This window comes from Heyndrickxia camelliae, assembly GCF_002844575.1.
GTDB lineage: Bacteria > Bacillota > Bacilli > Bacillales > Bacillaceae_C > Margalitia > Margalitia camelliae.
The window spans coordinates 1-11301 of record NZ_PIQO01000044.1; the positions used below are offsets into that span (position 1 = coordinate 1).

An 11301-nucleotide genomic window follows, 5' to 3' on the forward strand; every position below is an offset into this window, starting at 1 on the left:
TCCCAAATAAATACAATTTAACAATTTCTAATGTCATGTTAAACACTCCCTAATAAAAATAAAAATCGCCTAATTTATTTAGACGATTTCATTAAAGATTTTGTGTAATTTATATGATTGGTAAAAACACCATCTGCGCCAACATTTATGACGCGTTTTTGTTCTGACTTCTCATTTTTAGCATTAAAGAAAAACACATATACTTTAAGATTGTTTTGATGCAGTTTCTTAATTAATTGTTTATCAATCAAAGAGGAATCTAACCCAATGCCCACTGCATACTTTTTCCACTCTTTAATATTCTTGTTGGTAAAATCCTTTTTACTTTTAAAAAGAGTTAATTGAACAAGAGGAACCGATTTATTTAATTTGTGTATCTCTTGAAGACTCATTGCAGAAAATGATTCAATCACAACTTTCTTTTTTTTAATAAGCCCTTTTTTATATAACAATTTAATTAAAGGTTCTTCCATTTTGAGTTTATTATCGACAAGTCTGGTTTCAATAAAATACTTGGTCTTTGAACCATATCTATTGATAAGTTCCTCAAGAGTTATGATACGTTCATTCTTATATTTTTTACTAAACCAACTGCCAGCATCCAACTTTTTAAGTTGCTTTAAGGTATAACGACTTACATCCCCCTTTCCGTTTGTCGTCCGATTCAAGGTTGAATCATGCATTAATACCAGCTTATTATCCTTCGTTTGTCGTAAATCCATTTCCAAATAGTCAACTTTATCTTCTACTGCCAACTTAAATGCTGGCATCGTTTCTTCTGGCGCTCTGTCATCTGCACCACGATGAGCAATTACCTCTGGACGCGTTTTTCCTTTTTTATCCGCAGAAACAGCCAATGAACAGCCAACACTACTGATAGATAACATGCAAATAATAAATAATATAGTTAATTTTTTCATATTTTTAATTTAACACATTTTAACTTTATACAACCTGTTCTTCTTGTAATTTATTTAGTACTTCTTATAGTATAAGTGATTTTAATTGGTTTATGTCTCTTGCAGCAGAGGTGTATTGATCTTTTGTAACTTTCACATACCCTGATAAATTAAACGTTGCTCCACTGTTGTTTAAGCTTAAAATTACACATGTGTAATCAGCATCATATCCATTTACATAATTACGATAAGGAATAGCAAGGTAAAGAAGCAGTAATGTATTCGGAGACATGACTGCTTTCCCTTTTAAGTCAAATTAAAAAGCAGGTTGATAGCCTGCCCTAGTCTCTCATTTTCTATTTTCACTTGCATATTATGCTGCCCCTAATTTTTGTTTAATATTGGTCCAGCTCTAATTCAAGATTATCAAGCTTTAAAATTAGTCTTGATTCATATCAATTAGTTCTTGTACACCTATCCACAAAAAAGCATAAAGTTCTAAAGAGTTACCTACTTGACCGTATAAAATTCTCAGAGTTAATCAATCCTTAGTTTCTCTGGTTGAGCAAATCGGTAAAAATAAGTTTGATTGTCAACTAAAATAGCATTCGGGTCAATCCTTTGTTGATCACGATTTAATTTTTACAACTGAAACAGGCAAACCTATTCTTCCTCGCACACTTACTACAATGTTTAATCAAGCTATTAAAACCGCCAATGTACCTAAAATTCGATTTCATGATTTACGTCACACTCACGCAACAATGTGTTTAGAAGCCGGAATGACATTAAAAGAAGTACAAGTAAGGCTTGGCCATAGTAGTATAAAAACAACTGGTGATGTATATGCTCACGTAACCGAAAATATGAAGGAAAAGTCAGCAGAGTTATTTGAAAAATTCATATCAAAATAATAACTTAGCAAGGTATGTGGTCAAAATTTGGGCAATGCCGACATACCTTGTTTTTCAAAAGCTTATTATTTCTGTACAACCAAAATAAACTCCTCCGAAATCCCCCACCGCCAACCTGCATTCCACCGTCCGAGTTAAAATAAAGATTGCCGACCGAGCCCTCATTTTTCACTTTTCAGGTTCAAAAATGCACGTTTTTCAACCTCATTTCCACCTGATTTTTCACCTTTTTTTCTGTTTTAAAATAAAGTTCTCCGAGAATGTTGAGTGAGGGAAACACGGGAAATCCCAGACTGGACAAGGGATGAGCATGAAAAAGACCCGGAAATCGGATATGTTTATTTTCACGAAAACCGGATCTGAATCGGAAATGTTTATTTTAACTGCGAGATGATTATTTTAGTTAGACAATTTCAAGGTTAATAAGGCTACTGCTTCAACATGCGCCGTTTGTTGATTTTAATAAACTACGTTAAACCAAATACAACTTATTAAAACTAAAAGCAATATTTATAACAGGTATCTTTTTGAAACACCAAAACTTTATAACATTAATTAAAACTTAAAATAACTAGGTGAAATTTGCTCAATGGTGGCAAATAGGTGGAATTTTTATTTTTGCCACCCAAAAAATATAAAACAAAAAAGCACAGCGTGTATAAGTAGTGTTGGTAGCACTCTTATACCGTCCGCCTGACTAGACCAGGCAAACACTTGCTGTACCCTTAGGTGTAGTTTATTACATCACAGGTTTATTTGCAACGGTTTGCTTAAAACAGGCCGTTGCTTTTTTGTTTCCATTAAGGGAGACAGTGAACTATGAAAAAGAAAATCAATGTAATTGCAAGTGTAGATGCCTTCCACAATCTTTCTACATTTGAAAATATCGAGGATATGAACAAAACAATTCGAACATACAGAGATATCATTAAATCATCTGTATCACGTTCTGATGTACAAGCTAGACTAATTGCATTACTGGAACTTTTAAAACGGCATAGCTGCAAACAAATCGGTGTGAGCTATATGTCTAAAAACACTATTGCAGAAAAACTTGAATTCTCCTATAAAACTGTTCAACGTTTAATGAAAAAATTAGAAGACTTAGGAATGATCCGTCAAGTACCAATGAAGCGTAAAAAAGATATGCTGCAAACAGCTAATGCTATACAAATCATTCCTGCTAAAAATGATGTGTCCGACAAGACACCACCTAAAAAGTCCAAGAAGTGTCCGACCATTAAAACCACTTCTATTTCTTTAAAACAAATAATTATAAATAAACGTAAGAGCGTGTCATTTTCACAATCAAATTTTGTAGCTTATTGGGTTCCAGAACAATTTAGTAAACTAGTAAATTACTATTATCAAAAGGCGGAAATTATACAAGAATTTTGGAAAGTGGTAAAGCAAAACAACGCTATCGTTAATCATGTGGATGGTAGCAGAGCGTTTACAGATAAACAATTAATTGCAATTGGTGAAAGAGCATTTAAGGAATTTGTTATGAAGATTAAAGCAGGAAAAAGAATTAAGAATATTTATGGGTACTTTAATGGGATTGTAAACAATTTAATGGACAAGCTTTTCTTTGACCATGACTTTATGAATTAACCACTCTTTTAATACTCTGTTGTTTTATTTCTGGTATTACTGTACTACCTTTTAAACTCCCAATAAATTTTGTGAATGATTCTGCCTGGAATATTTTAAATGGATAGTTATTATCATCAAGTGGATAACGTTGTTCACTAAGAATGATGAGGCGAGTATTTTTATCTGCCAATATATCACTTTTAAATAATTCAGCATAACGATCTAATTTATCATTCATTTGTTTTTCCGAATATATCGTTCTTTGAACTTCGATAAAGAATGGAGTTTTGCGGAAAAAACAATAAATATCTGGTTCTGCGTATTCTGATTTATTCCCATACTTTGGCTCGACTAAAAAGGATTCTAAACTTCCTAATTTACGAAGTTCTTTATAAACATCGAGAATGGCTAAAAAATGGGATATTTTCTGTGAGTTTTTCTTAATTTGTACTTCTGGGCCAAAATATACATATGGAAAAAACGATACTGATCTTTGAATTTGACCATCACGAAATAACCTAAGCAAAACATTATTAGCAGCTAATTGGGGATTTTTTAAATTAGAGAAATGTAATTCTGCTATCGAGTCACGATCCATTACACGGAATTTATTGAGGTCTTTAATAATGGCTTTATCCCTATTCGTTAACATCATTAAACACATCCTTTTCTGATAATTGTGGTTGCTCATCCATAACTTCCTTAACTTCTTTTTTAGAAACATAGAATGGATTTAATAATATTTTTGCTTTTTCAATATCGAGATAAGGAGCTTGCAATTCAAATAATTTGTCACTGTTCATAATAAACCGTCCACTGACTTCGATTTTTTCAGCATTGGGAGTATTTACGATACGTGATTCAACTTTATCTCTTAATTTAAAACCCATGCTAACTGTTAGATTGGCGCGGACAGTAGTATCCAAGACTTGAGCATTTGGACGCTGCATAGAGAGGATGGCGAATACTCCAAGAGTCCTTCCAATGGCTACAATCTCAGTAAGAATATCCATAATTGTTTCATCTTTACGCAACATTACAAACTCATCAATGCAAACCACAATATAAGGACGTTTATGTTCTTGCGGAAGATCATCAACATGACTTACTTCAAACGTTTCAGTCAAGTCGCTTCGTTCATCTAATTCCTTTTTAATGTGCTGCAGCATCTTCCTAATGTCCCTGGGTTGACTCAACGCACATTGAACATGCTCTACTTTACGGAAAATATGAAACTCTGATTTTTTACAATCCGCCAAATACAATTCCATCTCCTCTGGACGTTTCGTTTTTATAAGGGTTGTAATGATAGAACGCAACTGTGTGGACTTACCGGAACCTGTTTCTCCAGCAATTAAAATATGAGGATGCTTTAATAAATCAAAAGCGACATATTGCCCATTCCTGTTCATACCAGCAATTATTCCAAGTTTAAAGTGTGCTACAATAGGCTGTATTTCGCTAAATTTATAGGTTAATTCCTTTGGCATAGACTTCTGGTAGACCTTTAAAACAAACTTTTTCAAATCTCCTTCCATTTCAATGTTTTTTCCAAAATGCTGTTGAAAAACATATTCTTTTTTCTTCACTTCCTTAGGATCCATTCCATTTAAAAGTGAAAAAGTATAGATAGTCTTTTTATCTTTTTTATCAAATTGAACACTGTGGATTTTAGGATAAATCAGGATTTCTTTATCTCCGCTTTTATATTTGTTTATTAATCCAGCATTCTTAAAAGCTTTTTTAAGTTGAGCTTTCTCATGTAACTTTGCTACCACCTCTAAAACACTCATTATTTTCATCCCCTTAAATATGAAATAAGAACCAGAAGATTATTCCAAAGGATCCAATAGGGAAAGCGAATTTTAAGAAACTTGATATGCTGCTAGCAATTCCGTTTAACCCATTGACCGCAAATATTTTTTCTGTTATTGCAAAAACAATAACAGTTCCACATGCCAAGATGAAAAGTGAAAAGGTTGGGTCGTGTAATGGAAAAAGAGCTTTTAATGTAATAGGTGGAAAAAATGAGTATATACTTGTTTGTAGAGGTGTATTTCTTTCAATGGGATGGGCTGGCCGGCTCATAAAATCCTTGAATGAAATGACCTCTATTTTGTTGTTAGAAAACATTTAATTATCCTCCTTAACCTAAACCTAAGATACATCCTATAAATTCAATACAGTTTAAAATAAAATCCGACATAGGTCCTGTCATATGTGTTTCCATAATCGAAAATACATGATTAAGAGGTTTGATAATATCGCGGTCTACCTGTGTTTTTAAAGTAGCAGCATGATAATGAATGAATTGGTAAAGGTCTTCAGTAGGTTTAAATTGTTTCATTCCGGTCCATATGGAATAATCCGCAACACAATCAGCACTTTGTAGAAAATTTCCATTAGAACAAACACTATCAATCTCATGAAAATTATTTAATAAGTCATATTGTGGCTTCACTTGCCTCCATTCTGCGTTTTCGTAAATAAATTTCAACTTCTTAAAAGGGACATCTAAACCAACATTTTCTTTAATGGATTCATGCATAGTGTCGTAATTCATCATCAATATCACCTCCTTCTCCTGTTTAACAGATTCTCTTTTTGTTGATATACAAGCGTTTATCTTTGTACAAATGCATTAGTGATACTCAGATGAATCTGTTTATGAAAAGAAGTAGGTAACTAGCAGAATTCATATAGGTACTGTTTTTCTACTGTTTAGCTATCGCGTTAATACAGTGTATGGGCGAATGAACTTAAACTTGCATGTCTTTCACAAAATTAGTTGTATTTTTTTGTAAGTATTTTTTTGAAAGGGATATCAATTCCTTTAGAGAAATATAATAATAGGTGATAAATATGTTAAAAAGTAATATTGGTCCGTTAATAAAACAATCCAAATATAAGAGAGAATATTTGCAAAAGGTACTTGGAGTATCAGCAAATACACTTTCTAATTGGAGTACAGGTAAAAGCATCCCATCTTTAGAAAAGGCATTTCAGTTAGCGGAACTATTAGGGGTTCAAGTTGATGATCTTTATGATAAAGTGGAAGAAGGATGAAACCTCGATATCTTTTAGGCGTAGAATTAAAATAAAGGAGGATGATACCATGAGCAGCATTAACAAAATACGAAAAGCCTTATATGGAACAGCCAAAATATTAGGAGATGTAAACGCAGTTCAAAAAGGCACTGTAGGGAAAAGAATCGCAAGAAAAGCAGCTGGGAAAGCCACGGGGAAAATGCTTAATAAGTTATTTAAATAAACCGTCCATAAATGGGCGGTTTTAATTGTTTATTCGGACGTTCATTATCTCGCTGAACAAAATATATTCAACTTCATTAAAATCCAAAATAAGCTTTATTCTTTGCTTTATTTGGTCCACAGAATGAACAATACCAGTTATCTTCTCAACAAATCCATTGTCATACACGGTAAACTCAATTGGAATTTTATTTTCTTTAGCAAAATGTATTCGTTCCTCAAATTCCTGAATTTGATAATCGTCTAATATTGGCATCTGAATTTTCTTTTCATCAATCCACATTTGCTTTAAGCCTTCTACATGTTCAGGCATGAAGAATCCTTGCCACTTTTTTATTCCACGATCTTTAATATCCACCCTATGCACCCCTTCTATGTTTTCTAAGAGGTCCAATCGATAAAATGTTACTTATGTTGAAAGTACGAACCTGGTTTCTTGTGAAGCAATAGGCACGCAAATAATCCTCTCCAACTTTTTCAACTTTAACAATGCGTTGGGTTATCTCTCCTTTATTGGATTGATAAATCATTTCAAGCTTTTCGTCATATTCTACAGCCCTCATTAATAAACTTTTCATCGATTAGACCTCCTCAAAATACGAACTATCGTTCTTATTATATACGAACATTTGTTCCTTATTCAAGTAAAAAAATATACCAACAAATAGATTAATTGGTATAAAATAGTTGACTACTACATTATAGTGTAGTATAATATAAATATAGAAAGGAGGTGGACAAATGGTACTACTGTTAAAAATAATAGCCGTAATAACCGGCATAGCAACGATTCGAAAAGTCTGGCACGACGGAACGAAATCGAAACAAGAAGCCGAGAAATTACGACTAGAAAATCAGAAAATGAGACGTGGGGGTTAATCCCCTACTTCTCCATAACAGTATACCATAATTTATATGATTGAAAACGTAGTAAATGTATCCTTAATTATTGTTGTGGGCATTCTCTGTATAGTCTGGATAAGAAAAAAATATTGGGATAGAAGGAAGAAGTGATAATATGCACGCTATAGATTTACTTTGTAAGGAATACGGTATAACTCGCTATTCTTTATCAAAGAAAAGTGGTATAAGGGAATCGGTATTTTCAAATTTAGTCCAAAAAAATACTCCAATTGAAAACATGAAATTAGGTACACTTTTAAAAATGGCTTCTGCTCTTGATTTACCAATAGGTGTATTAATTGAAAAACTTTTGGAATATGAAAAAGCCCCTCTCGACGAATGAGAAGGGTTTTTGCTATTTATAAATAAAGGATTGAGAAAATGACAATTGAAGAGATGGTGAAAGAATTAAAAGAACCAATGAGGTCATTTGTAAAAGAATTTATTAAGGATTGCTATGAACATAGAAATGATGACGTGTACGAAAATGTGATTGAGTTATTGACGATGATAAAGAATAGGTATATAAAAAATTCCCATATCTAATGATCTGAGCTTTGGTATTCATAGACACATCTCCTTTCGACAATAACTATTACTATTTATATGAGGTTTGTATCTTTCTTCCTATATGGATAAATTCATCAAAAATAAAGGAAAATAATCCTATTTTATTGAATTGATATTTAGTATAACCATAGGGAGGGGAAGAAATGAAAAAATTATTATTGTTGCCTTTGTTGTTTATATTGTTGTTAAACGGATGTTCTAATCAAAGTTCATCGAGTGAAAATACCCAAGAAAAATGTAAAAACCCGAAAATAAAAGGGAATTTAACTACATATAATGGAGAAAAAATCTATCATGTACCAGGTGGACAATTTTATGATAAGACAAATGCGGAAGAAATGTTTTGTACAGAAGATGATGCCATAAAAGCCGGATATAGAAAAAGTGAAAGGTGATTAAATGTATTTATTTTATACGAAGCGTGAGAAAAAAATTACTTATATCTCATTACTAATAAACTCAGTTATTTTTACTATTATCGCTTATTATTTGTTTGAATTAAAAAATGACTTATTTTTACTTATTAAACTTGGCATACTTCTTTTTTCATGTCAGATTATAAGTCTTATTATGCCAGACTTCACCAAAAAGTTTTTCTTTAAAACACTACATCCTAAGGATGACATTGATGAGCTACAAAAGAAATTAAAAATGATAGAAGAAGAAATAAAAAAAGTTAAAGGATTAGATTATTATGATGATGCTTCTTATAAATAGTGCTCCTATCTTTAATGAATAGGTATTATTTTTATAGACAGTGGTTTAGGAGAGATTTTATTAAATGAATATGAATATAGATATGACAATACTTTTTGTAGCAATTATTGGACTAATTATAATCTATACCCACGAATTCAAAATGAAAAAGGAGCAGAAACTTGAGCAGAGACTTAAACAGGAAAGGGAACTTAAACTAAGAAAATCAGGTATTTTTGAAGTTGATAATATGTCTGGTGAGATGTTTGAAGAGTTTCTAAAAACCTTATTACAGACGAGAGGTTTCAATGTTAGCCTGACAAAAGCAACGGGTGATTACGGCGCTGACCTTATTCTTTCAACTCCAGAAAAGACTATTGTTGTACAAGCAAAACGGTATAAAAATAAAGTGGGTGTAAAAGCTGTTCAGGAAATTGTTTCAGCTAAAAATCATTATGGTGCTGATGAGTGTTGGGTGATTACAAATAACTACTTTACTGAACCGGCTAAGAAATTGGGATTCTCCAATGAAGTGTTTTTAATTGATCGAGACCGTTTAATAGATTGGATATTAGATGAGAAAAATGAACCTCAAATCATTTAAACCTGAACTAATAAGTGTAAGACATAAAAAATTATGCCCCTCTCCATTAAGAGAAGGGCTTTAGATATGTAAATTATTAATTATAATCTTTATTAAAATCTTCGTAATAACTACTATCTAGTATCATACTATCAAGTTCTCGGTTTTCAATAAATCTAGTAAAATTAATAGTCGGTAATATCAAGGGGTTATGTCTACTTTTACTTGTAATATCAGTTAAAGCAGACCTTACGTAAGGAAATAATATTGCACAACCGTTTACTAGCTTAAATGTAGAAATATCATCTATTTCGTGTTGTTCCGCATCCTCAACTTTTAATGTATAAAACCCTCTTACTACTACCTCTGCATTAAACGGAAGGCTATTATCTCCATCCTCGTCAATTATTCTAACTCCCATGATAATATTAAATTTTGAACTATCATTTTCTTTCTCTGCTAATTTAATAAAAAATTCAGGTGAGAGTTTTGTATAGTCATGATTCATATTACCGCTACTTTTTTCATAACTCATATTGTCTATTTGAAATCCTTCAAATGACATAATTCCTTGTACCATCTTACTGCACCTCATATTTATGCAACAATTTTTGAATCAGTATCATTAAAAATAAGCATGTCTTTTGTTAAATCACCCATTAGTACATATCTAACTGAACTTTTGTTTTCCCAGGTCATACTATCAACTTCAGGTATTTTTGTCCACTTCTCATTTGAGACAACAATTCCTAAAGCTTCTTGAAACCTGTTTTTTGGGATTACCTCTACAGTTCCATTTGAACGAAGGATACTTGGTTGAGTTTGTGCTTCATTATATTCTAATCCGTATCTTGCAGCAGCTTCTTTAATAATTGTTTGTAGGTCTCTTTTCATTATAATTCACTCCCTAACTAAACCTTATGTTTGCAGGATATCTATACTTATCATTAGGATATTCAACTTCCATAGTTTTAACACAATTATTATTTCGTATACATATCTGAGTTTCTTTATACCTAATGTTAAGTGGAAAAACATTTTTATCAAACCAATGAGTATTAACTGCTCCATAACTAGGCTTAAATTGAGGTTCAAACGTTTTAATTATTACATTCCATCCATAAACCTCAGCAAGTATATCAATTACTGTACACATATTTATGTGCTCATCTTCTGTAAATTGAACATGCTTTAGTTCGTCATACAAATCATTAATACGGCTAAAGAAAATATCAATTTCTTCAGGATTGTCTAAATTCAACACTTTTTCTTTTTTTTCATTAATTAAAGCTTTTATGATAACTAATATGTTACCTTTTCCTTTTTTTTTGGGATCTGTCTCGGAATTTCGATTAATAAACCAATGAGCTAATTTTTTTTCCGTATAAAAATATGTACCTTGTCCAAGCCAATGATTTGGACGAAATTCTGGTTGAAAACCATCATTAAGGATATTTTGTACGTGCTCCTCGAAGGTTCCGTGATATCCAACAATTTCTAACTCGCTAGTCATTTTAAAACATCCCTACTAGTTTATAAGGCTATTATTATTAAAACTATGTATCGGTACATCTATAAATAAAAATCTATATATTTATATATAACATAACTATAAACTAAATAGATAAATTTTGTAAAAAAAAATTACTTGTTTTAAATATTTTTTTGTTTTTTCTAATATTTATTTCTTTCGAAACGAGAAATTACTGAAAAAGAGGAGCACTAATCACGCTCCTTTTTCCATTAAAAAACCCCAATGGCAGTTTTAATCTGGGATGAATAATATATTGTGTAGTGACAATCAAAATATTCTATTTCACCCGTAGTCTTTGACCAGGGAAAATAATATCTGATTTCAACTTATTCAAGG

20 protein-coding genes and 1 pseudogene are annotated in these 11301 nt (G+C 31.8%); 10 read left to right on the forward strand and 11 right to left on the reverse strand.

What is annotated here, in order from left to right; all coding sequences use genetic code 11:
• Positions 1-74: 74 nt before the first annotated feature.
• Together CWO92_RS24340 and CWO92_RS24345 are read right to left on the reverse strand one after the other, a co-directional pair.
• Complete coding sequence (locus CWO92_RS24340) at positions 75-920, reverse strand: glycerophosphodiester phosphodiesterase family protein (RefSeq protein ID WP_101356771.1); 846 nt, start codon at positions 918-920, stop codon at positions 75-77.
• Positions 921-984: 64 nt separating this feature from the next.
• Positions 985-1191, reverse strand: a complete 207-nt coding sequence (locus CWO92_RS24345) for a hypothetical protein (protein ID WP_101356772.1) — start codon at positions 1189-1191, stop codon at positions 985-987.
• A 319-nt stretch (positions 1192-1510) separates the two neighbouring features.
• On the opposite strand from CWO92_RS24345, the pseudogene CWO92_RS24350 reads away from it, so the two are divergent.
• Positions 1511-1813: pseudogene (locus CWO92_RS24350) on the forward strand (tyrosine-type recombinase/integrase); the annotation flags it as partial.
• An 819-nt stretch (positions 1814-2632) separates the two neighbouring features.
• Entirely contained in the window at positions 2633-3427 is a 795-nt protein-coding gene (locus CWO92_RS24360) for a helix-turn-helix domain-containing protein (RefSeq protein ID WP_101356774.1), read from the forward strand.
• On the opposite strand, the gene CWO92_RS24365 is transcribed toward CWO92_RS24360, so the two are convergent.
• Genes CWO92_RS24365 through CWO92_RS24380 form a run of 4 tightly spaced genes read right to left on the reverse strand, consistent with a single transcriptional unit; the run spans position 3417 to position 5975 of the window.
• Complete coding sequence (locus tag CWO92_RS24365) at positions 3417-4064, reverse strand: hypothetical protein (protein ID WP_101356775.1); 648 nt, start codon at positions 4062-4064, stop codon at positions 3417-3419. The two genes, CWO92_RS24360 and CWO92_RS24365, sit on opposite strands and share 11 nt — an antisense overlap.
• Positions 4048-5202 (reverse strand): FtsK/SpoIIIE domain-containing protein, encoded by a 1155-nt coding sequence (locus CWO92_RS24370; protein WP_165786777.1) that lies wholly within the window; start codon positions 5200-5202, stop codon positions 4048-4050. Before CWO92_RS24370 ends, CWO92_RS24365 begins: the two co-directional genes overlap by 17 nt.
• Positions 5203-5215: 13 nt before the next feature.
• Complete coding sequence (locus CWO92_RS24375; protein ID WP_101356777.1) at positions 5216-5542, reverse strand: hypothetical protein; 327 nt, start codon at positions 5540-5542, stop codon at positions 5216-5218.
• Positions 5543-5555: 13 nt separating this feature from the next.
• Positions 5556-5975 carry a hypothetical protein gene (locus CWO92_RS24380; protein ID WP_101356778.1) on the reverse strand — a complete coding sequence of 140 codons (420 nt, stop codon included), beginning with the start codon at positions 5973-5975 and terminating at the stop codon, positions 5556-5558.
• Positions 5976-6271: 296 nt separating this feature from the next.
• Between CWO92_RS24380 and CWO92_RS24385 the strand changes: the two genes are divergently transcribed.
• Positions 6272-6475, forward strand: a complete 204-nt coding sequence (locus tag CWO92_RS24385) for a helix-turn-helix transcriptional regulator (protein WP_101356779.1) — start codon at positions 6272-6274, stop codon at positions 6473-6475.
• 49 nt (positions 6476-6524) lie between these two features.
• Positions 6525-6680, forward strand: coding sequence for a hypothetical protein (locus CWO92_RS25720; RefSeq protein ID WP_165786778.1), 156 nt, complete (start codon positions 6525-6527; stop codon positions 6678-6680).
• 21 nt (positions 6681-6701) lie between these two features.
• On the opposite strand, the gene CWO92_RS24390 is transcribed toward CWO92_RS25720, so the two are convergent.
• Together CWO92_RS24390 and CWO92_RS24395 are read right to left on the reverse strand one after the other, a co-directional pair.
• Complete coding sequence (locus CWO92_RS24390; RefSeq protein WP_101356780.1) at positions 6702-7037, reverse strand: YolD-like family protein; 336 nt, start codon at positions 7035-7037, stop codon at positions 6702-6704.
• A 1-nt stretch (position 7038) separates the two neighbouring features.
• The gene (locus tag CWO92_RS24395; protein WP_101356781.1) at positions 7039-7257 is read right to left on the reverse strand and encodes a WYL domain-containing protein; all 219 of its coding nucleotides are present in this window, start codon (positions 7255-7257) and stop codon (positions 7039-7041) included.
• Between the two features lie 163 nt (positions 7258-7420).
• Here CWO92_RS24395 and CWO92_RS25725 point away from each other — a divergent pair, with 163 nt between their 5' ends.
• The 6 genes from CWO92_RS25725 to CWO92_RS24415 all read left to right on the forward strand — a co-directional run bounded on the left by CWO92_RS25725 (position 7421) and on the right by CWO92_RS24415 (position 9452).
• Complete coding sequence (locus CWO92_RS25725; protein WP_165786779.1) at positions 7421-7558, forward strand: hypothetical protein; 138 nt, start codon at positions 7421-7423, stop codon at positions 7556-7558.
• Positions 7559-7697: 139 nt separating this feature from the next.
• Positions 7698-7925 carry a helix-turn-helix domain-containing protein gene (locus tag CWO92_RS24400; protein ID WP_101356782.1) on the forward strand — a complete coding sequence of 76 codons (228 nt, stop codon included), beginning with the start codon at positions 7698-7700 and terminating at the stop codon, positions 7923-7925.
• 38 nt (positions 7926-7963) lie between these two features.
• Entirely contained in the window at positions 7964-8128 is a 165-nt protein-coding gene (locus CWO92_RS25730) for a hypothetical protein (RefSeq protein WP_165786780.1), read from the forward strand.
• Between the two features lie 167 nt (positions 8129-8295).
• A complete protein-coding gene (locus CWO92_RS26640) occupies positions 8296-8547 on the forward strand; it encodes a sunset domain-containing protein (RefSeq protein ID WP_367593501.1) in 252 nt (83 codons plus the stop codon).
• Positions 8548-8551: 4 nt separating this feature from the next.
• On the forward strand, positions 8552-8869 hold the full coding sequence (locus CWO92_RS24410; RefSeq protein ID WP_101356783.1) for a hypothetical protein: 318 nt from the start codon (positions 8552-8554) through the stop codon (positions 8867-8869).
• Between the two features lie 64 nt (positions 8870-8933).
• A complete protein-coding gene (locus CWO92_RS24415) occupies positions 8934-9452 on the forward strand; it encodes a restriction endonuclease (protein ID WP_101356784.1) in 519 nt (172 codons plus the stop codon).
• Positions 9453-9528: 76 nt separating this feature from the next.
• Here the strand turns inward: CWO92_RS24415 and CWO92_RS24420 are convergent, their stop codons facing one another.
• The 3 genes from CWO92_RS24420 to CWO92_RS24430 are packed head-to-tail and all read right to left on the reverse strand — an operon-like array spanning position 9529 to position 10944.
• The gene (locus tag CWO92_RS24420; protein ID WP_165786781.1) at positions 9529-10011 is read right to left on the reverse strand and encodes a protein-export chaperone SecB; all 483 of its coding nucleotides are present in this window, start codon (positions 10009-10011) and stop codon (positions 9529-9531) included.
• A 17-nt stretch (positions 10012-10028) separates the two neighbouring features.
• A complete protein-coding gene (locus CWO92_RS24425; RefSeq protein WP_101356786.1) occupies positions 10029-10325 on the reverse strand; it encodes a hypothetical protein in 297 nt (98 codons plus the stop codon).
• A gap of 13 nt (positions 10326-10338) precedes the next feature.
• Positions 10339-10944 carry a hypothetical protein gene (locus CWO92_RS24430; protein ID WP_101356787.1) on the reverse strand — a complete coding sequence of 202 codons (606 nt, stop codon included), beginning with the start codon at positions 10942-10944 and terminating at the stop codon, positions 10339-10341.
• Between the last annotated feature and the right edge of the window lie 357 nt (positions 10945-11301).

What these genes read in the sequence shown, in the direction of transcription:
- CWO92_RS24380 (WP_101356778.1), bottom strand. Translation starts at nt 5,975, where the DNA reads ATGATGAATTACGACACTATGCATGAATCCATTAAAGAAAATGTTGGT.
- CWO92_RS24410 (WP_101356783.1), top strand. Translation starts at nt 8,552, where the DNA reads ATGTATTTATTTTATACGAAGCGTGAGAAAAAAATTACTTATATCTCA.
- CWO92_RS24425 (WP_101356786.1), bottom strand. Translation starts at nt 10,325, where the DNA reads ATGAAAAGAGACCTACAAACAATTATTAAAGAAGCTGCTGCAAGATAC.
- CWO92_RS24370 (WP_165786777.1), bottom strand. Translation starts at nt 5,202, where the DNA reads ATGAGTGTTTTAGAGGTGGTAGCAAAGTTACATGAGAAAGCTCAACTT.
- CWO92_RS25720 (WP_165786778.1), top strand. Translation starts at nt 6,525, where the DNA reads ATGAGCAGCATTAACAAAATACGAAAAGCCTTATATGGAACAGCCAAA.
- CWO92_RS24420 (WP_165786781.1), bottom strand. Translation starts at nt 10,011, where the DNA reads ATGGTACAAGGAATTATGTCATTTGAAGGATTTCAAATAGACAATATG.
- CWO92_RS25730 (WP_165786780.1), top strand. Translation starts at nt 7,964, where the DNA reads ATGACAATTGAAGAGATGGTGAAAGAATTAAAAGAACCAATGAGGTCA.
- CWO92_RS24365 (WP_101356775.1), bottom strand. Translation starts at nt 4,064, where the DNA reads ATGATGTTAACGAATAGGGATAAAGCCATTATTAAAGACCTCAATAAA.
- CWO92_RS24385 (WP_101356779.1), top strand. Translation starts at nt 6,272, where the DNA reads ATGTTAAAAAGTAATATTGGTCCGTTAATAAAACAATCCAAATATAAG.
- CWO92_RS26640 (WP_367593501.1), top strand. Translation starts at nt 8,296, where the DNA reads ATGAAAAAATTATTATTGTTGCCTTTGTTGTTTATATTGTTGTTAAAC.
- CWO92_RS24395 (WP_101356781.1), bottom strand. Translation starts at nt 7,257, where the DNA reads ATGAAAAGTTTATTAATGAGGGCTGTAGAATATGACGAAAAGCTTGAA.
- CWO92_RS25725 (WP_165786779.1), top strand. Translation starts at nt 7,421, where the DNA reads ATGGTACTACTGTTAAAAATAATAGCCGTAATAACCGGCATAGCAACG.
- CWO92_RS24415 (WP_101356784.1), top strand. Translation starts at nt 8,934, where the DNA reads ATGAATATGAATATAGATATGACAATACTTTTTGTAGCAATTATTGGA.
- CWO92_RS24400 (WP_101356782.1), top strand. Translation starts at nt 7,698, where the DNA reads ATGCACGCTATAGATTTACTTTGTAAGGAATACGGTATAACTCGCTAT.
- CWO92_RS24360 (WP_101356774.1), top strand. Translation starts at nt 2,633, where the DNA reads ATGAAAAAGAAAATCAATGTAATTGCAAGTGTAGATGCCTTCCACAAT.
- CWO92_RS24430 (WP_101356787.1), bottom strand. Translation starts at nt 10,944, where the DNA reads ATGACTAGCGAGTTAGAAATTGTTGGATATCACGGAACCTTCGAGGAG.
- CWO92_RS24375 (WP_101356777.1), bottom strand. Translation starts at nt 5,542, where the DNA reads ATGTTTTCTAACAACAAAATAGAGGTCATTTCATTCAAGGATTTTATG.
- CWO92_RS24345 (WP_101356772.1), bottom strand. Translation starts at nt 1,191, where the DNA reads ATGTCTCCGAATACATTACTGCTTCTTTACCTTGCTATTCCTTATCGT.
- CWO92_RS24340 (WP_101356771.1), bottom strand. Translation starts at nt 920, where the DNA reads ATGAAAAAATTAACTATATTATTTATTATTTGCATGTTATCTATCAGT.